This is a genomic window from Aggregatibacter actinomycetemcomitans, from assembly GCF_003130205.1.
Lineage (GTDB): Bacteria > Pseudomonadota > Gammaproteobacteria > Enterobacterales > Pasteurellaceae > Aggregatibacter > Aggregatibacter actinomycetemcomitans_A.
Map to the genome: position 1 here is coordinate 99,417 of NZ_NRDF01000001.1, position 18,943 is coordinate 118,359.

15 protein-coding genes are annotated in these 18,943 nt (G+C 42.7%); 10 read left to right on the forward strand and 5 right to left on the reverse strand.

The annotated features are described in order from the left end of the window. Positions 1-10 precede the first annotated feature (10 nt). From apt to DK423_RS00530, 5 genes are all read left to right on the forward strand, one after another. The gene (gene apt, locus DK423_RS00510; protein ID WP_005556550.1) at positions 11-622 is read left to right on the forward strand and encodes an adenine phosphoribosyltransferase; all 612 of its coding nucleotides are present in this window, start codon (positions 11-13) and stop codon (positions 620-622) included. A gap of 32 nt (positions 623-654) precedes the next feature. Further along, a complete protein-coding gene (gene dnaX, locus DK423_RS00515; protein WP_005556551.1) occupies positions 655-2,700 on the forward strand; it encodes a DNA polymerase III subunit gamma/tau in 2,046 nt (681 codons plus the stop codon). 2 nt (positions 2,701-2,702) lie between these two features. Further along, positions 2,703-3,593, forward strand: a complete 891-nt coding sequence (locus tag DK423_RS00520; protein WP_005556553.1) for an endonuclease/exonuclease/phosphatase family protein — start codon at positions 2,703-2,705, stop codon at positions 3,591-3,593. Between the two features lie 142 nt (positions 3,594-3,735). Further along, positions 3,736-4,689, forward strand: coding sequence for a glycosyltransferase family 2 protein (locus DK423_RS00525; RefSeq protein ID WP_005556555.1), 954 nt, complete (start codon positions 3,736-3,738; stop codon positions 4,687-4,689). A 2-nt stretch (positions 4,690-4,691) separates the two neighbouring features. Next, positions 4,692-6,236 carry a glycosyltransferase family protein gene (locus DK423_RS00530; protein ID WP_109043839.1) on the forward strand — a complete coding sequence of 515 codons (1,545 nt, stop codon included), beginning with the start codon at positions 4,692-4,694 and terminating at the stop codon, positions 6,234-6,236. A 40-nt stretch (positions 6,237-6,276) separates the two neighbouring features. On the opposite strand, the gene DK423_RS00535 is transcribed toward DK423_RS00530, so the two are convergent. Further along, positions 6,277-6,630: a RidA family protein gene (locus DK423_RS00535; RefSeq protein WP_005556558.1), complete on the reverse strand. Its 354-nt coding sequence runs from the start codon at positions 6,628-6,630 to the stop codon at positions 6,277-6,279. A 101-nt stretch (positions 6,631-6,731) separates the two neighbouring features. On the opposite strand from DK423_RS00535, the gene DK423_RS00540 reads away from it, so the two are divergent. After that, positions 6,732-7,448, forward strand: a complete 717-nt coding sequence (locus DK423_RS00540; RefSeq protein ID WP_005556560.1) for a YwiC-like family protein — start codon at positions 6,732-6,734, stop codon at positions 7,446-7,448. After that, positions 7,445-8,164, forward strand: a complete 720-nt coding sequence (locus DK423_RS00545) for a tetratricopeptide repeat protein (protein ID WP_032996585.1) — start codon at positions 7,445-7,447, stop codon at positions 8,162-8,164. Before DK423_RS00540 ends, DK423_RS00545 begins: the two co-directional genes overlap by 4 nt. Positions 8,165-8,213: 49 nt before the next feature. Here DK423_RS00545 and DK423_RS00550 read toward each other — a convergent pair whose 3' ends face one another. The 3 genes from DK423_RS00550 to parE form a co-directional block, all read right to left on the reverse strand. Continuing rightward, positions 8,214-8,825: a glutathione S-transferase family protein gene (locus tag DK423_RS00550; protein WP_005556564.1), complete on the reverse strand. Its 612-nt coding sequence runs from the start codon at positions 8,823-8,825 to the stop codon at positions 8,214-8,216. Positions 8,826-9,103: 278 nt separating this feature from the next. Beyond that, positions 9,104-11,359, reverse strand: coding sequence for a DNA topoisomerase IV subunit A (gene parC, locus DK423_RS00555; protein ID WP_005556566.1), 2,256 nt, complete (start codon positions 11,357-11,359; stop codon positions 9,104-9,106). Positions 11,360-11,660: 301 nt separating this feature from the next. Next, positions 11,661-13,559, reverse strand: coding sequence for a DNA topoisomerase IV subunit B (parE, locus tag DK423_RS00560; RefSeq protein WP_005556568.1), 1,899 nt, complete (start codon positions 13,557-13,559; stop codon positions 11,661-11,663). Positions 13,560-14,061: 502 nt separating this feature from the next. On the opposite strand from parE, the gene DK423_RS00565 reads away from it, so the two are divergent. Further along, positions 14,062-14,949 (forward strand): YadA C-terminal domain-containing protein, encoded by an 888-nt coding sequence (locus tag DK423_RS00565; protein ID WP_005556570.1) that lies wholly within the window; start codon positions 14,062-14,064, stop codon positions 14,947-14,949. A 102-nt stretch (positions 14,950-15,051) separates the two neighbouring features. Here the strand turns inward: DK423_RS00565 and ettA are convergent, their stop codons facing one another. After that, the gene (gene ettA / locus DK423_RS00570) at positions 15,052-16,722 is read right to left on the reverse strand and encodes an energy-dependent translational throttle protein EttA (RefSeq protein WP_032996587.1); all 1,671 of its coding nucleotides are present in this window, start codon (positions 16,720-16,722) and stop codon (positions 15,052-15,054) included. Between the two features lie 378 nt (positions 16,723-17,100). Between ettA and zevA the strand changes: the two genes are divergently transcribed. Then, a complete protein-coding gene (gene zevA, locus DK423_RS00575) occupies positions 17,101-17,766 on the forward strand; it encodes a zinc transporter binding subunit ZevA (RefSeq protein WP_005556576.1) in 666 nt (221 codons plus the stop codon). Between the two features lie 15 nt (positions 17,767-17,781). After that, positions 17,782-18,816, forward strand: a complete 1,035-nt coding sequence (zevB, locus tag DK423_RS00580; RefSeq protein WP_005556578.1) for a zinc transporter permease subunit ZevB — start codon at positions 17,782-17,784, stop codon at positions 18,814-18,816. Positions 18,817-18,943 lie beyond the last annotated feature (127 nt).

The window sequence follows — 18,943 nt, forward strand, 5'->3', positions numbered from 1 at the left end:
CCGTCGATTTATGATAATATGCGCGCCGATTTATAATTTTAATCCGTGCGAAAAAATAACCGCACTTTTAGGTAAAAAAATGGAAAAACAACTTGCACTTATCGCTTCTTCAATTAAGTCCATTCCCGATTATCCGAAACCGGGCATTATTTTTCGCGACATTACCAGCCTGGTAGAAACGCCGGCGGCATTTCATGCGGCGATTGATCTCATCGTGCAACACTGCAAAGACAAAGGCATTAATAAAGTGATCGGTACCGAATCCCGTGGTTTTATTTTCGGCGCGCCGGTGGCGTTGGCGTTAAATGTGCCGTTCGTGTTGGTGCGCAAGCCGGGCAAATTACCCCGTGAGACCATCGCACAATCTTACGAATTGGAATATGGGCAAGACACTTTGGAAATTCACACGGATTCCATTCAACAACATGATAATGTCTTAGTGATCGATGATTTGCTGGCGACCGGTGGCACTGTTGAGGCCACCGTTAAGTTAGTGCAACGTCTTGGCGGTAAAGTGAAGCACGCTGCCTTCGTGATTAATTTATCAGAATTGGGTGGTGAACAGCGTTTACTTGGATTGGGTGTAGAACCTTATACCTTGGTTAATTTCGCCGGTCATTAATTTTTCAGATTAGGCAAGCGGGAAAATATAGTATGAGTTATCAGGTATTAGCAAGAAAATGGCGTCCGAAAACCTTTGCTGACGTTGTGGGTCAACAACATATTTTGACCGCACTTGCTAACGGTTTGCGTGAAAATCGCCTGCATCATGCCTATTTGTTTTCCGGCACGCGTGGTGTGGGGAAAACCTCCATCGCCCGTTTATTCGCCAAAGGGCTTAATTGTATTAACGGCGTGACCGCCGAACCCTGCGGCGTGTGCGAGCATTGCAAAGCCATTGAAGAAGGCAACTTTATTGATTTGATCGAGATCGACGCAGCATCCCGAACCAAAGTGGAGGACACCCGCGAGTTACTGGATAACGTGCAATATAAACCGGTGCTTGGGCGCTACAAAGTGTATCTCATCGATGAAGTGCACATGCTTTCCCGCCATTCTTTCAATGCGTTGCTGAAAACCCTGGAAGAACCGCCGGAATACGTCAAATTTCTGCTTGCCACCACAGATCCGCATAAATTGCCGGTGACGATTTTATCCCGTTGCATGCAGTTCCATTTAAAAGCCTTGGAACAACCGCAAATCGCCGATCACTTAGCGTATATTCTCAATCAGGAACAGATCCCTTTTGAATCCTTGGCGTTAGATAAACTTGCCGGCGCCGCACAGGGCAGTATTCGCGACAGTTTAAGCCTCACCGATCAAGCAATAGCCATGAGTAACGGCAATGTTACGCTCAATATCGTCAACGATATGCTCGGTTTGCTGGACGAAAGTCAAGCCATTGAGATGATTTATGCGTTACAGCAGGGTAACGGTGAAAAACTGATGCAGGTGGTGAATGCCGTGGCGGACAAAGCCGGCGATTGGGATGAATTGTTGCGTGAAGTGGCGGAAAATCTGCATAAAATCGCCATGCAACAATTATTGCCGCAGGCTGCTTTGGATGAACGCAGTCAAATCGGCTTTTTAGCCAAACACATTGCGCCACAGGACGTTCAATTTTTCTACCAGGTCGTCGTTACCGGTCGTAAAGAATTAACTGCCGCACCAACGGCACGCATGGGGGCTGAAATGGTGTTATTGCGCGCGTTGGCGTTCCACCCGAAATTAACGGGGAATTTGGCGAATGCAGAACTTAACGCCGAAGCCAATCCTCCGAGTCCGCAAAGTGCGGTGGAAAATTCCATTAAATCTCCACTGCAATCCACCGCCCCTGCGATTGAAATGCCGGTGGTTTCACAGACGATCAAAGCCAACTATCAAAGCCGTAAAAAATCGGTGACGGATGACGCACCGACAAAAATGGAAAAAACGGAATCCGTTCAATCAACAGAGGCATTGGTCAATTCTCCCGTGCTGGATGCCTTAAACGGACTGGACCAGCTGGATGCCATGCCGAGCACGCCCTCTCAAGAAAAAAAAAAGTCTGAGCGCCTAGCACAACATTCATCGGAAAAACTGACCGCACTTTCTCATGCAACCGCGCATTCTGATACCGAAAGTGCGGTGGAAAATCAGAGTGAATCCGATAGCGACGAAACGGATGCGGATGTGCTGTTAGACGAGGATTATCGTTGGGAATGGAGCAACCCCGAGCTTGCCAATATTGAGCAAAGCCCCAAGCCTTCTGAAATCAAAGCCGCCATTTTGCAGGACATCACGCCTGAGTTACAGCAAAAAATCGTCAATCTGACTCAAACGCAAGATCGTTGGGCGCAGCTGATTGAACAAAGTGGCGTGGAAAATCTCACCAAAGAATTCGCCTTAAACACCTTTATTTGGCAGGAAAGCGAAGAGGAATTTAAACTTGGTGTACGTTCCAGCCACAGCCATTTAAATCAGGATAAACACCGCAAACTGTTACAGCAGGCGCTTTCCTCGATGTTGCAGAAAGACATCGCACTGACCGTAGAAATTAATGACGAGGAACAATATCTGACGCCGACGGATTATCGCCGTAAAGCCTATGCCCAATTGCGTGAGCAGGCGAAACAGGATTTATTGCAAGATCAAAAACTGCAATTGTTAGAACGCGAGTTTGATTGTCAGGTTGATGTGAAAAGTATTCGTCCGGTGTAATCATGGCAAAGAAAACAACGCATTTTATTCGCAAATTTCTTGCCGCGCTTGGCATATGCACGGCAGGTGTTATCGCCTACCTTTTTTACAGCATCGCGATTTTCTCGCCTGTCAAAATCCATTTCTCCGATGCTTCCAATCTGACTTACCAACCGTTCACAAAACACGAAGATTTAACCTGTTATCAGGCGGCGCAAAAACCGCAGGAAATGACACAGAATAGATTCCGTTTGCTCATTTGGAATTTACACAAAGGGCAGGATGCAGGTTGGCAGCAAGCACTTTCTCGCTTTGCCGAAGGGCGCGATTTTCTGTTGCTGCAAGAGGTGCTAAATACGCAACATCTGGCGACGCAATATTCATCGCAATTTCCGACCGCACTTTATGCTTCCGCCTTTGCTTATTTACAGCAACAATCGGGCGTTGAAATTCTCTCAAAATTTCCACCGCACTTTTATTGCGCGGGTTCAAAACCGGAACCCTGGATCCGCATTCCGAAAGTCGGCGCTGCCATGAGCTTGCCTCTGGCGGGAGGAAAAAACCTCTTATTGGTCAATGTGCATTTAATTAATTTTGAATTAAACCCTACCGCATACGGCGAGCAATTACGCACGCTCATGCAACTCATTTCCCACCATCAGGGACCGCTGATTTTCGCCGGGGATTTTAATTCCTGGAGCAGTTACCGTCTGTCGCGTATTTATGAGTTAATTGCGGAATATGGCTTACAAGAAGTGACTTTTCCGCAAGATCATCGCCTGCGCTTTTTAGGCAACCCGCTGGATCATATTTTCATTCGCGGATTGAATGTCATCAACGCCACCACAGAACCGACGGAAAGCTCCGACCATGCGCCGTTGTTGCTGGAGATGGAGCTAATAGCAGATAAATAGAATTCATTCTATTTATTATCTTTCTTTGGTGTTTTACTGTACTTTACAGTTATTCACTTCTATACTTATCCGGTCGTTAGATATGATTACTATCTGTTTATATCATAATTTTTAAATATTTTTCCAAATGATGAAGGCTTTTATGTCGGAACCTATACTTACAATTGTTTTGCCTTGTTATAACGAACAGTCTGTTTTATCTAAATCCATACCGATTATTCTTAATCACTTATTAAGTTTAATAAATAATAAGAAAATTAATAAGAATAGTAAGTTATTGCTGATTGATGATGGTTCAAAAGATAATACCTGGCTGGAAATAGAAATGCTGGTTAAGCAATATCAGCAAATCAAAGCATTAAAACTGACCCGCAATTTTGGGCATCAGAATGCCTTATTGGCAGGAATGATGTTTTCAGCTAAACAGCTAAAAACAGATATTTGTATTACTATGGACTGTGATTTACAAGATGATCCCGGTACTTTAGAGAAAATGTTAGAAAAATATTTTTCTGGCTATGAAATTGTATATGCTGTAAGAAAGAGACGTGCAAAAGACAGCTTATTCAAACGGAATTTTGCTTTATTATATTATAATATTTTAAAAAAGATGAATATTAACGTTGTCCCTAACCATGCAGATTATCGTCTAATGAGTGCCAGAGCTTTGTCCGCGTTGGAATGTTTTAGGGAAAGTAATTTATTTCTTCGCGGTATTGTTCCACTTTTAGGATTTTCAAGTGCTACAGTGTATTATGAACGTGAAGAAAGAATTGCCGGATTTAGTAAATATAACATTCCTCGTATGATGCGTTTAGCCATAGATGGAATATGTGGTTTTAGCGCAATTCCTTTATTATTTATATTATGGTTAGGAATTATTGTTAGTTTAATTTCACTGGCGATGGGTGGATGGGCATTAATTGTAAAAATTTTTGGTAGTGGTATAGTGCCCGGATGGGCATCTACTGTTGTGCCTATGTATTTTTTAGGCGGTGTACAACTTTTTACTTTAGGTATTATAGGTATCTATATTAGTAAAATATTCGATGAAGTCAAAGATAGACCTAAATATATAATAGAGAAAGAATTATAATAATGAAAATATTTACCCTATTAACTAATAATGAAAGAAATTTATTTTATCTGGTTCTGCTTGTTACTGTTCTTTTTTTATTTTATCCACCATATTTACCCATGGTTGATTTGCCGCAGCATGCAGCCCAAGTAGTTATGCTTGATGATCTGTTTAAACAACAGAGTAAGTGGTCTGATTTAGTTCAGTTGAACTGGGATACTCCTTATTTAACAGGCTATTTTGTTTGGTGGTTACTATATCAATTCACGGATATTGTTATATCTTCTAAACTGTTGGTGGTTTTTATATTTCTATTTAATGCTTGGGCAGTTTTTCTTTTGAGAAAAAGCTTTCAAGCTGAAAGTATTCTGGAATGGGCTGCTATAACAAGCTTTTTTGGGTTTGCTTTCCAATGGGGATTTGTTACATTTCTTTTAGCGATACCTATTGGTATTTTATTTTTTCTTTCTAATAAAAATTGGCTTGAAACTAAGAAATATCGTTATTTTATAGGTATCGTATTATTAGGTATTTTATCTTACTGTAGCCATGTTTTAATTTTTTCATTCTTCTGTTTTATTTCATATGGATACTTTTTAGCTATTCATTTTAAACAAGAATCTTATAAAGCGGGGGGGGGGGTAATATTTACACTCCCTTATCTGCTATTTGCAATAATATTAATTCGGTATTTGGGTAAAACAGATTTACTGCAATTTAAAGATTATTCTGAAAATTATGTATTCCTACCTGTTTGGTACAAAATATTTACACTGATTTACTATCCTTGGAATATGGATTATGCCATATTATATAATGTTGCTTGGATAGTGTTTTTTATTTTACCGAATTACATGGGTTATACCTTAACTAAGGATATTAAACGTTATATTCCTTTTGTCGGTTTTCTCATTATTTGGTTTAGTTTACCTCATGCACTTAATCAAACAGCATTTATATATGAACGATTTTCTATTTTTATGCTTCCTTTTTATTATTTGATTTTTGAAAAAAGGTCAACTAAAAAGAATAACGGTAACATAATTTTATTTAATTTAATGTTTTTTATATTTGTTTTCTTATTAATGGGGAAGGTCTATTATAATAATATTCAATTTAATAATGATCCGAATATGAGAGCATATTCAAAGATAATAGAGTCTATGCAGTCCCAAAAAAGAATATTAACTTTATTTAACGAATCTTCAGAGACCAGTGGATTGCTTACTTCAAGTACGGAATATTTACATTTTGGTAGCTGGTATCAGGCGCAAAAACATGGATGGTCCGATTTTAATTTTGCCGTTTATTCACCTCAAATAGTTAGATTCAAACCTAATAAAGTACCAAATATATCAAGCCGTTCAGGTGTGGTAAATAAAGATTGGATTATTAGCCTTGATAATTGTGAAGATTATGATTATTTATTGATGAAAACCAAAGAGTCACCAATGATGATTTTGACATGGTTGACAGAAAATCCTCGATGTAAAGCATTCATTTTAGAGAATCAGCAACAGGATTGGTTACTGTTTAAAAAAATTAAAGAAAATGAAGCGTTATAACTTTGTAAAATGAAAACTAAATATTGGATCCGAAATATTGTTAAACCGCCGCCGTCACTACAATTTCCACTTTCCAGCGAGGATCTGCCAGTTTGGCTTCTACGGTGGCGCGCGCCGGTGGATTTTGTGGATCGACCCATTCATCCCATGCCTGATTCATCAGAGCATAATCCTGCATATCGGCAAGATAGATCTGCGCATTTAAAATTTGACTTTTGCGGGAATTGGCTTTGGTAAGTAATTTATCGATGAGCTTTAAGACTTCTTGTGTTTGGGCATAAGCATCCTGTGCTAAGGTGGCTTCCGGAACTTGTCCCGCCAAATAAGCAACACCATGATAGACCACTAGCTCGGCAAGGCGGGCGTTAGTATCGATACGTTGAATTTGTGTCATAATTTCTTCTCCGTAATAAAAATAATTCGTAAGGATTATATCAATCTTCCGGAAAAACCTCTAAAATTCTTAAACTTTTCAACTGATAATTAGTCTCAATTATGACGCTATTGATTTCTAATCAGCATGGCGCAATCGTCATGGCACTTATGCCATTTCTGTACGGTATGTTGCTTACTCACCCTATTTGGCAGCACCTTTTCTTTCTACTGGCATGGTTTTCATTATATTTAATGACTTACCCATTTCTGAATTTGTTCAAAGGCAGAAATTTAGAACTGTACATAAAGTGGTCGTGGATTTATTTTTTTGCTACAGTGATTTTTGCGATTCCGGTGCTGTTGCATAACTGGCGGACGGTGCTTTTTGTGGTCGCCATGATGCCGTTAGTGTTGGTCAGTATTTATTATGTGAAGAAAAAGGATGAGCGTGCTTTTTTAAATGATCTGGTGGGAATCATTATTTTTGCCATTGCGGGCATGGGATCCTATTATTTTCCCGACCGCACTTTTGATGACAAAATCTGGCTGGTGGCGTTGTATCCGAGCTTGTTTTTTATCGGTACCACCTTATATGTCAAATCCGTCATGCGTGAGCGAAAAAATCCGTTATATTTGAAGTTATCTATCGGTTTTCATGCGCTTTATGTGCTCGGATTTATCTTGTTACAACAGTATTTAATGGCGTTGGCATTCGTTCCGCCGTTAATTCGTGCAATTTGGCTGCCGCATAAAAAAATGTCGGTAAAACAAGTGGGGCTGACCGAAATGGGTGTTTCGCTGCTGTTTTTTGCCAATTTGCTTTATGCAACGTTATGAAGATGATGAAAAAACAGTTAAAACATTTTGTGATAGTATTGGGATTACTGGGTTTTTCTGTACAAGCGGCGGAAAATGTGGCGTTTTCGGTCGCCGAACGTGTACAAGAAATGTCGACGTTTGTACAGAATAAACTGAATAATGATGAATTGAGGAATCTGGCAAGATATTTCTATCAAAGTGACGATGTCCGTTCGGCATTCAATGTGATGCGTATTTTGGCGTTACGTGGTGATAGTAACGCGCAACTGGATTTAGGGCGTTTGTATTTTGGCGGTGACGGCGTAGAGAAAAATTACGAAAAGGCCTATTGGTGGTTTAGTGAGGCGGCAGAAAAGGGTAGTGTGAAAGCGCTCACCAATTTGGGCATTCTTTATACAGGCGGCTACGGCGTGAAAAAGAATCTGGAATATGGCATTAATTTATTGGAGCAGGCCGCCGAAGTCAGCGATTCGCAAGCCATGTTGATTTTAGGCATGCTGTATTACAACGAAAATAAAATTAAGAATTTTAACAAGGCATTTCAGTGGTTGGAAAGAAGCGCACGACAAGGCAACGAAGAAGCGATCTTTCGTTTGGCACTAATGTATGAACATGGTGAGGGCACTCAACGTAACCGCCCGCTTGCTATTTCCATTTACAAGGATCTTATTGCACAACAAAGTTATTTTTCTGATGCCGCCCGTGAACGGTTAGAGATTCTGAGCTATCACTAAATAAAAAATCCGCCTTTATAAAGACGGATTTTTTTATTTAATCCAAGAGTTAAATCAACCCTTCGGCTTTTTGTACACGTTTTACAATGTCTAATGCTGCAATGCGTTGTGCAAATTCGGTTAAGTGTGTTAGGGATGAAAAATCCAGATCGACAAATTTACACCAGCTTAAAATTGTAAATAGATAAATATCAGCGACGGATACATCTTCGCCTAGGTAATTCTGCTTTGATAAGCAGTGATTAGCTTGCGTCAGCATACCCAGAATATTTTCTTTCGCTGTTTTTTGAATCGCTTGTTTTAGGGACTCGTCTTGAACGTAAGGTGGTACATGAAATAGTGGGACAAAGGCTTTGTGTAGGTCAGAATTCAAGAATGCCAACCAGCGAAATGCGATAGCTTTGCCTTTGGCTGAGTCGCTGCCAAAGAGTTTTGCCTGCGGGTAAAGATCGTCTAAATAAGCTAAAATCGCCAAGTTTTGGGAAAGTACAAGATTACCGTCAACGAGCAGAGGAACTGCACCTTGTGGATTGAGCGCTAAGTATTCCGGGCTCTTCATATACTCCTGTGTTACTGCTTCGGCTTCATAAGGCTGATTGATTTTTTCCAATGCAAAATGCGGTACGAATGAGCATGCACCCGGTTTAAAATATAGTTTCATATTAACTCCTTGAATAAAATTATAATTTTTGCCTGCTTAACGATGGTATAAATAACTACCGAGGGCATTGTAGCAGATTTATGTAATATGCCCACCTGATTGAATCTATTGATATTTCCATTTATAAACAATATACGTCATGCTGGCTTAGTTACGTTCAGTAGTGAGTGAAATTCTTTTTATTTTGTTTATAGCAAGAGAGAAAAACATCGGTAAAAATAACCGCAGTGCCTTATGAAAGGATGCGAGTAGCAGCCTTTAAGGGCAATTTAAAATTTTCACTCCTGTGGTGTTACCACTTCAATTTCTACATTGCTGTGTAAGCCCCGTGGCAATTGCGTGCCTTTGCGACCGCGTTCGGCGCGGAATTTTTGCAGATCTTCCGGTTTCAGCGCGATTTTACGTCTGCCGGAATGGAACACTAGACTCGAGTTTTCTTCAATCAACAATAACCGCACCAACAGTTCGGAACGCGCTTTGGCATTGGCAGACGGAATCGTGACGATTTTGTTGCCCTTGCCTTTGGATAATTCCGGCAAATCTTGCGCCGGGAAGATAAGCATACGACCGGCGGAGGTGAGCGCCACCAAAAGTGCGGTGGAATTTTTCAGCGTTAACGGCGGCAATACTTTGGCGTTTTCCGGCAAGGAAATCAGCGCCTTACCGGCTTTGTTGCGGGCAATTAAATCAGCGAATTTACAAATAAAGCCGTAGCCTGCGTCAGATGCCATGAGCAATGGTTGATCTTCATTTTCAATTAGTAACTGATCGATGGTGGCTCCCGCCGGTAAAGTGAGTTTGCCGGTGAGTGGTTCGCCTTGTGAACGGGCGGACGGCAACGTCAGCGGATCCAGCGCGTAACTGCGCCCCGTGCTGTCGATAAACACCGCCGCCTGATTGCTTTTGCCGTAGGCGTGCGCCAAATACTTATCGCCCGCTTTATAACTCAAGCCCTGCGGATCAATGTCGTGTCCTTTGGCACAACGCACCCAGCCCATTTCCGACAAAATCACGGTGACCGGTTCCGTCGGCAGTATTTCGTTTTCCGCAATGGCTTTGGCTTCCGCACGTTCCACTAACGGCGAACGGCGCGGGCTGGCATAGGTTTTGGCATCCTGCTGAATTTCTTTTTTCAGGAGCGTGTTCAAACGGCGTTCGGAGCCTAAAATCTCTTCCAAAGATGACCGCTCTTTTTCCAGCTCCGCTTGTTCCGCTTGCAATTCATGTTCTTCTAACTTCGCCAAGTGGCGCAAACGTAAATTAAGAATCGCTTCCGCCTGCTCGTCGCTTAAATTAAAACGCGCCGTTAATTCCGCTTTCGGTTCGTCTTCGTGGCGAATGATGTGGATCACTTCATCAATGTTTAAAAAGGCGATCATCAAGCCCTGCAAAATATGCAAACGGGCGAGCACTTTATTCAGACGGTATTGCAAACGACGGGTGACCGTGGTGCGACGGAAACTGAGCCATTCGGTGAGGATTTCCAACAGATTTTTCACCGCCGGTTTGTGATCAAGACCGATCATGTTCATGTTCACGCGATAACTTTTTTCCAAGTCCGTCGTAGCGAATAAATGCGCCATCATGGCATCCGTATCCACCCGATTGGAACGCGGCACAAGCACAATGCGCACCGGGTTTTCATGATCCGCTTCATCGCGAATATCTTCCACCATCGGCAGTTTTTTCGCATTCATTTGCTCGGCGATTTGCGCGATGATTTTCGACGGTGAAGATTGATGAGGCAAGGCGCTGATAACAATTTCGCCGTCTTCTTTTTTCCAGGTGGCGCGCATTTTGATGGAACCGCGACCCTGTTGATAAATTTTACGAATATCTTCTTTCGGCGAAATAATTTCCGCTTCCGTCGGGAAATCGGGGCCTTGCACTACGGTTAATAACTCGTCCAGCGTGGTTTTCGGATTGTCCAATAACATCACTGCCGCATCGGCAATTTCGTTAATGTTATGTGGTGGAATATCCGTCGCCATCCCTACCGCAATGCCGGTGGTGCCGTTGAGTAAAATATGCGGCAGGCGCGCCGGCAAATATTGCGGCTCTTCCAGCGTACCGTCGAAGTTCGGCTGATAATCCACCGTGCCTTGCCCAAGTTCGCTCAACAGAATGTCGGCAATTTTAGACAAACGGGATTCCGTATAACGCATGGCGGCGAAGGATTTCGGATCATCCACCGCCCCCCAGTTGCCTTGCCCGTCAACCAGCGGATAGCGATAAGAGAATGGTTGCGCCATCAGCACCATGGCTTCATAGCAAGCGCTGTCGCCGTGCGGATGGAATTTACCCAACACGTCCCCCACGGTACGGGCGGATTTTTTGTACTTCGCTGTAGCGTTCAGCCCGAGTTCGGACATGGCGTAAATAATGCGTCGCTGCACCGGCTTTAAACCGTCACCAATAAACGGCAAGGCGCGGTCCATGATGACGTACATGGAGTAATTGAGGTACGCACTTTCGGTGAAGTGGCGTAATGGCATTTGTTCGATGCCTTCGTAGTTGATGGATTCTGTTGTCATTTGTATTTCATGTTTTGGTTGTGTTAATCGGTTTCGTCCTATGGTGAGTTGCTTTTTTTCTTTTCTTAAAAATTAACGCCCGTTCGGGCAATTTATACGGGGATCCGTTATTTCGAGCGTTATTCTAAAAAGTGCGGTTGATTTTTCGGATGTTTTTTTATTTAAAAAATGATTTTCAAATCGACCGCACTTTAAGAGCTATTTATTGGGTTTTCTTTGTTTGCCGCCCATCGGGCGAAATCCGATGTTAATTTAATAATGGGCTGAAATTATTAAAAATAATCGAATTATACTCTTACACCTACACCGCCAAATCCACCTGGTCACCTTTTGCCTGTAACCAGTTTTTACGGTCTTCGGCACGTTTTTTTGCCAGTAACATATCCATGGTTTCGATGGTTTCCCGGTTTTCTTCGCTTTGGGCTTCAAAAGTGAGTTGGACTAAACGGCGGGTGTTGGGATCCATGGTGGTTTCGCGCAGTTGCATTGGGTTCATTTCACCCAAGCCTTTAAAACGCTGTACATTCGGTTTGCCTTTTTTCCCTTTAAGACGATCTAAAATCGCGTCTTTTTCGCTTTCATCCAAGGCGTAAAACACGTCTTTGCCTAAATCAATACGGTATAACGGCGGCATTGCCACATAGACATGGCCCTGTTCCACCAGTTTCGGGAAATGGCGCAGGAACAAGGCGCAGAGCAGGGTGGCGATGTGTAAGCCGTCGGAGTCCGCATCGGCAAGGATGCAGACTTTACCGTAACGTAGTTGGGATAAATCGCTATTGTCGGGATCAATGCCCAACGCCACCGCAATATCATGCACCTCTTGTGATGCCAAAACTTGTTCCGGAGACACTTCCCACGTATTCAAAATCTTGCCGCGTAACGGCAGGATCGCCTGATATTCACGATCCCGCGCTTGTTTGGCGGAACCACCGGCGGAATCGCCTTCTACGAGGAATAATTCGGTGAAATTGATGTCTTGCGAGCTACAATCGGCGAGTTTACCCGGTAGCGCAGGGCCACTTACCAGTTTTTTGCGTACCACTTTTTTCGCCGCACGCAGACGACGTTGAGCGGAGCTGATTGCCATGTCTGCCAACAGTTCCGCTTGCTGAATGTTTTGGTTGAGCCATAAACTGAAGGCATCTTTGACTACGCCGCCGATAAACACCGCACTTTGACGGGAAGAAAGTCGTTCTTTGGTTTGACCGGCGAACTGTGGATCCTGCATTTTGAGGGAAAGCACATAAGCGCAGCGATCCCATAAGTCGTCGGCGGTCAGTTTTACGCCGCGCGGCAATAGATTGCGAAACTCGCAGAATTCGCGCATGGCGTCTAATAAACCTTGACGCAAACCGTTGACATGGGTGCCGCCAAGCGCAGTGGGAATCAGGTTCACATAGCTTTCACCAATGAGTTCACCGCCTTCCGGCAGCCACAATAATGCCCAAGATACCGCTTCTTTTTCGCCGTTAAATTCGCCGATAAAGGGCTGTTCCGGCAATGTGACCAAGCCATTGACCGCTTCCATTAAGTAGTCATTTAAGCCGTCTTGATATAGCCAGGTGTCTTCGGTGTCGTTGACGTTGTCGATAAATTTGATTTCCAAGCCGGAACAAAGTACGGCTTTGGCGCGTAATAAATGGCGTAGGCGGCTGACGGAGAATTTTTCGCTGTCGAAATATTTTGGATTCGGTTTGAAATGCACGGTGGTACCGGTCGTGCGGCGACCGCAGGTGCCGATAACAGTAAGATCTTCTACTTTTTTGCCGTTTTCAAAAGCGATTTTATAGATTTCGCCATTGCGTTTAACGGTAACATCAACCCGCTCCGATAAGGCGTTTACGACAGAAATTCCGACCCCGTGCAAACCGCCCGAGAAGGTGTAGTTTTTATTGGAGAATTTACCGCCGGCGTGCAATTTACTCATGATCACTTCCACACCGGAAACTTTTTCCACCGGGTGAATATCCACCGGCATCCCGCGTCCGTTATCAATGACTTCAATGGATTGGTCTTTGTGCAAAATCACTTCAATTTTGGTGGCAAAACCGGCAATAGCTTCGTCCACGCTGTTATCGATAACTTCTTGTGCAAGATGGTTCGGGCGGGTGGTGTCCGTGTACATGCCGGGACGCAGCTGGACAGGTTCGAGGTCTTTTAAAACGGTAATTTCGTTGGCGGAATAATTCGTTGTCATAATGGGTTAATTCATAAAATCGGGAAGCAAAATTGCGCGGGATTATAGCAAAAAACAACGGAATTTTTAACCGCACTTTAATGGATTTGGCAAAAAGTGCGGTCGTTTTGGCGGGTGTTTTATTTTTTTGAGTAATGGCTCGTGTGGTGATAGCTTTAAAAAAGGTCTCGGCAGGTAACTATTTTAACCGATTAAAATATAATTTTTTTAGATTATAAGTTTGGAGGGAAAGATTTAACCTTGTTTAAAGAAGGATTAATAAATGGTTTTTTAATATGCAAGATTAAGTATTGTTTCTATTTTAGGGTAAAACAATAGTCGTAACCTATTGAATTGATACATTTATATTAGAAGGGATTCATATTTTTTTGTGGTATAAATTCAAGCCGAAAAGGAGGCATGTTAAATCAGACTCTTTTTTAATTTTATTATGGAAGAATGGTTTTTCGATTTCGAAAAATTAGACTAAAAATTAAATAACTTTATTTTTTAAGGATGAATTATGACATATCAATTATTTAAACACCACCTCGTTGCTTTAATGGTCACTGGTGCAATTTCTGTCAATGCATTGGCTAAAGACTCTTTTCTGGAAAATCCTTCTGCTAATCTTCCACAACAAGTCTTTAAAAACAGGGTGGATATTTTTAATAATGAGACGAACATTAATGAAAATAAGAAAGATATTGCTATTAATAAAGCAAATATTGCTAGTATAGAAAAAGATGTTATGCGTAACACTGGGGGGATCGATAGATTAGCTAAGCAAGAGCTTGTTAACAGGGCAAGGATTACTAAAAATGAGTTAGATATTCAGAAAAATACTAAATCAATTGCAGAGAATACAGCTTCTATAGCCCGTATTGATGGAAATCTGGAAGGCGTTAATCGGGTGCTTCAAAATGTAGATGTGAGATCTACCGAAAATGCGGCAAGATCCCGTGCTAACGAGCAAAAAATCGCCGAGAATAAAAAAGCAATTGAAAATAAAGCGGATAAGGCTGATGTAGAGAAAAACAGAGCCGATATTGCAGCAAATTCCAGAGCGATTGCAACCTTTAGATCTTCAAGCCAAAACATCGCGGCATTAACGACCAAAGTTGATCGTAATACTGCGCGTATTGATCGATTAGATAGCCGAGTCAATGAATTAGACAAAGAAGTAAAAAACGGTTTGGCTTCCCAAGCGGCACTAAGCGGCTTATTCCAACCGTATAATGTCGGCAGCCTTAACTTGAGTGCAGCTGTTGGTGGTTATAAATCTAAAACAGCACTAGCGGTTGGTTCAGGTTATCGTTTCAATCAAAATGTAGCCGCGAAAGCCGGTGTGGCAGTAAGTACCAATGGTGGCAGCGCAACCTATAGCGTCGGTTTAAACTTTGAGTGGTAATTCACTTAAAGTGCGGTCAGAATTTTAGGTGTTTTTGACTGCAGCAATAAAATAAAACCCGCTTTCATTGAAAGCGGGTTTTTTGTGTTTAGCGATTAACGATTATTTCGCAATGCGTTTATATTTAATTCGATGCGGTTGAAGTGCTTCGGCACCGAAAGTTTTCTTCTTCCATTCTTCATAATCGGAGAAGTTGCCTTCGTAGAAGGTGACTTTGCCTTCATCGCCGTAATCTAAAATGTGGGTGGCGATACGATCTAAGAACCAGCGGTCATGGGAAATAACCATGGCACAGCCGGGGAATTCCAAGATAGCATTTTCCAGTGCGCGCAAAGTTTCCACATCAAGATCGTTGGTCGGTTCGTCCAATAACAGCACGTTGCCGCCGGCTTGTAATAATTTCGCCAAGTGCAAACGACCGCGTTCACCGCCGGAGAGTTCGCCTACGCGTTTTTGTTGATCCACGCCTTTGAAGTTGAAGCGCCCTACATAAGCGCGGCTTGGGATTTCAAAGTTGCCGATGGTTAAAATATCTTGCCCATTGGATACTTCTTCCCACACGGTTTTTTTGTCGTCCATAGCATCACGGAATTGATCTACGGAAGCCAACACCACGGTTTCGCCCAAGGTGATGGTGCCGGAATCCGGTTGTTCTTTGCCGGAAAGCATACGGAAGAGGGTGGATTTACCTGCGCCGTTGGCACCGATAATGCCGACAATAGCCCCTTTCGGAATGCTGAAGGATAAATCGTCGATTAATGTGCGGTCGCCGTAGGACTTAGTTAAATGTTGCACCTCAATAACTTTGTCGCCCAGACGTGGACCGGGCGGGATAAAGAGTTCATTGGTTTCGTTACGTTTTTGATATTCGCCGGAATTAAGTTCTTCAAAGCGCGCCATACGGGCTTTACTTTTCGCTTGGCGGCCTTTCGGATTTTGACGCACCCATTCCAATTCTTTTTCAATGGATTTTTGGCGGGCGGATTCCTGCGCCTGTTCTTGTGCCAGCCGTTTTTCTTTTTGTTCCAACCAAGAGGAGTAATTGCCTTCCCAAGGAATGCCTTCACCGCGGTCAAGTTCTAAAATCCAACCGGCAACGTTATCCAAGAAGTAACGGTCGTGGGTGATTGCCACTACAGTGCCTTCGTAGTCGTGTAAGAAGCGTTCCAGCCATGCCACGGATTCCGCATCCAAGTGGTTGGTCGGTTCGTCTAACAACAGCATATCTGGTTTTTCTAACAACAAACGACACAAAGCAACGCGACGACGTTCCCCCCCGGATAAATGCTCGATTTTGGCATCCCAGTCCGGTAAACGCAGTGCATCGGCGGCACGTTCTAATTGATTTTCTAAGTTATGCCCGTCGTGAGCCTGGATAATGGCTTCCAGCTCCGCTTGTTCGGCGGCAAGCTTGTCGAAGTTCGCATCGGGATCCGCATATAAGGCATACACTTCATCTAAGCGGGTTAAAGCGCGTTTCACTTCGCCTACCGCTTCTTCAATGGCTTCGCGCACGGTGTGTTGCGGATCCAGTTTCGGTTCCTGCGGAAGATAGCCGATTTTAATGCCCGGTTGCGGGCGGGCTTCCCCTTCGATTTCTTTATCGATGCCCGCCATAATGCGAAGCAGGGTGGATTTACCGGCGCCGTTTAAGCCAAGTACGCCGATTTTGGCGCCCGGGAAAAAGCTGAGTGAAATATTTTTCAGAATATGACGTTTCGGCGGAACTACTTTGCCTACTCGGTGCATCGTATAAACGAACTGTATTGACATAATTATTCTCTGGGTTAAGGGAAAAGTGCGGTCGGAATTCAAGGCGTTTTTTCGGCACCTGATGACCGATGGAATTTAATCATTCGGGGGTTCATTCTACTTGATGTTTCATCTTTGTGCTAATCATTCGCGGAAAACAGATATAAAAAAACCTCTCGCGAGGAGAGGTAGGAAAGTAGTTTAGCTATTTATGATTATTTTATTTAGGAACTTTATGAATATCAAGCAATCACTTGACGCGATTGAATGCTATAGATTTTTTCGTGTGAAGAAAAATACTAAATTAAGTTTTTTTGATATAGATCACAAAACTGAGCGTGTTTTTTTCTTTTTGCTGATTTTTTATACTTGTTCTGTGTAATTTTATTTTATGTTAGAATGCGTTATAGCTATTTTTCGGAAGGTGAATTTGTGAAGAAACTTTTTTTATTGCTATTGTCTTTGTTATCCGCTCAGTATGTTTTTGCCCATCCTCATGCTTTCATTGAGATAAAAACCAAAACCTTGGTAGAGAATCAACAATTAGTCGGTTTTTCAATGCAGTGGATTTTAGACGAGCCAAGCTCTGCAGCGGTTTTATACGATTTAAGACAAACCAAAGGCGATAAAAACGCGCGACAAAAACTCATTGATGAAGTCATGGGCAATGTGGTGAACGAGCATTATTTCAGCTATTTTTTCGACAAGCAGGACAATAAAATTAAATACCGTGCTAAACCACAAAATTACGGCATGAAATCCAACGGTTCACAAGTGATGTACTTTTTCGATTTCATGCTGTCTAAACCGCAGCCCTTGACGGATAACGAATATACTTTAAGCACTTACGATCCAACCTATTATGTGTCTATGTATTATGCCGAACCGACCAAAAGTGCGGTGGATTTTTCCGCGCTTCCGGCAAATTGCCGAGGAGAGGTGCTTGAGCCGCAAGTGGATGAAAAAGTGAAACAATACGCCTCATCATTAGATCAAACGCAACGTGATGAGGACAATACATTGGGTGCGCTATTTGCACAAAAAGTGCGGTTGATTTGCCGTTAGTTTTTTTAGAGTTTTATGAAAGCCCGTTTATTTTATAGCATCGTATTTACTGCCTTAGTTCTCGCCATTATTTATCTTTTCCCCTGGCTATTTAAGCAGGTTGTTTTATGGCAGCGGGAATTTAATCAGCTGATTTCAGGTTATTTGCGCGAAATCAAGCAACAACCCGTGTATGCCGGTAGCCTGCTGATTGCCGTTAGTTTTTTGTACGGCGTGTTTCATGCGCTGGGTCCGGGACACGGTAAATTTATTATTGCCGGTTATTTAGCCACCCACCAAACCAAGCTTGGACGCAGTATGCAAATCACATTCTTTTCTTCTTTAACGCAGGGCGTGGTGGCAATTTCGGCGGTGTCTATAGTGGTTTTGCTGCTTCAGCTTTCTTCCGCTTATTTTAATTTAAGCCAACTATGGCTGGAGCGAACCGCTTATGCGTTAGTGATTTTGTTGGGATTAAATTGGTGTTGGAAGAACGGGAAAACGCTGTTGAGACAACATCGGCAAACGAAGAAGCAACTGCAAATCAAAAAAATTGAAGGCGGTTTGGTAAATGAAATGCGTGTCGGTTCATTGATCGCAGGAAAAAGTGCGGTCGGAATTTCAGGTGTTTTTGCGAACGGGCATACGGAACACCACGAAAATTGCGGTTGTGGGCATCAACATATGCCGAATCCCGAACAACTCAATCAAGGTACCAATATTAAAGAAAGTTTGCTGATTATTTTAAGTATCGGTATGCGCCCCTGTTCCGGCGCGATTTTCGTACTGTTTATGGCGTATATGTTAGATCTCTATGCTTGGGGCGTGATAGCGACGCTGGCAATGGCTCTCGGCACGGGAATGACATTATCGGCCTTTGCGTTGTTGGTGCGCTATGCCCGTTCCACTGCCGTGAAAATGGGGCAGTGGTATCGCCTGCCGTTTGCCAATGTGAATATGGAAGCCTTAATGAAATGCCTTGCCGGTATCATATTGATTTTCTTTGCGATGAGTTTACTTTATGGCACTACGTTGCCGATAAGTGGCGGGGCAGCATTATTTGTTCGATAAGGAAGATTTTGTAAGGTGAAAGAATCTGGTAGAAAAAATAAAAGCCCATAAGGAAGATATGGGCTCAAATTCTTTTGGCATGCTTTAGTTTTATAATAAGGAGATAACTAAAAACTATCCAAAAGAA